This window comes from Gilliamella sp. wkB292, from assembly GCF_001690235.1.
Taxonomy (GTDB): Bacteria; Pseudomonadota; Gammaproteobacteria; order Enterobacterales; family Orbaceae; genus Gilliamella; species Gilliamella apicola_F.
Genome location: NZ_LZGO01000002.1, coordinates 1 through 1,072, shown reverse-complemented (window position 1 = coordinate 1,072; position 1,072 = coordinate 1). Strand labels below are relative to the sequence as shown.

1 protein-coding gene is annotated in these 1,072 nt (G+C 27.3%); it reads right to left on the bottom strand.

Annotated elements, in window-relative coordinates:
* Positions 1–55 precede the first annotated feature (55 nt).
* Positions 56–436 (bottom strand): helix-turn-helix transcriptional regulator, encoded by a 381-nt coding sequence (locus tag A9G09_RS00010; protein WP_065632876.1) that lies wholly within the window; start codon positions 434–436, stop codon positions 56–58.
* Between the last annotated feature and the right edge of the window lie 636 nt (positions 437–1,072).

The following is a 1,072-nucleotide window of genomic DNA, read 5'->3' as shown; positions in this document are numbered from 1 at the left end:
TTGAATTGGAATGTTTTATTTTAAAAAGAGATGATTATTTAATAGTTTTTAATCACTATTCATTATTTACATCACCCATTTTGATAAGTGCCCTTTTCAATTCGTTATACTCTTGCGGTGTGATATCACCTTTTTCTTTAAAGGCTATTAGCCGCTCTAGTTTATCTAAAATTTTATCATATATAACCACTTCTTTGTCCGTATCCATCTGATTAAACTCTCCTTGACCATATGCTAACCATTGTAATGATGCACCTGTTTCGTCCATACATTTAATGACTAAATCAGAAGGAAACAAATCTCGTTTATACCGGATGGATAAGCTTGCAGCAGATGTACCCAAATAGTTGCTATATTCAACTTTGGATCGAAAACCATAAGCCTCAATGATTCTATCTAATACTTTAGCTCCACCAGAATTAAAATTAATACTCATAATAAATTAAGCTCAGATAAAAATAATTAAAAAAACATTAAACTCAAACTAATATAATTTTATAATCAATTTAACTTTGTAAGTTAAATTAAAACACAATCATAAATTACAATTAGCTAGGAATAATGCACCATGATGACATCAATTTCAATCTCTATTTCAGCGAGTTATATTACGATTGACAAACTTGTTTGGATATAGGCATGAATGCTGATTAGGCAAAATATATCCGTGAAGAATATGATTCACGAACAAGCCGAATAGAAAATAACCATAAGCTACATGACTGAGTTTATCCATAAAAGTCTAAAGTATATAATCCGTTACTTAACTTACTCAAGGATCCATTATGAGTCATAACGCATATTTAAGCACTAAATTATGGAATAAGCCAATACTAATTTTTTACAAATTAATAAATTTAATCTAAAAACTGGGTATAAAATTATGAATAGTTAATTTTTCGAAAAAAATTATTAAAGACGTTTTTTATAATGCTCCATTTTACTGGCATCTCATAACCATCATAATATGCTTATTTGAAAAAATATACGATATATTTATCCATTAATTAATCATTTGAAAAGATAAACCAATTCTAAAAATGCAAATTAAACTAACTTTATTTTTTGTAAG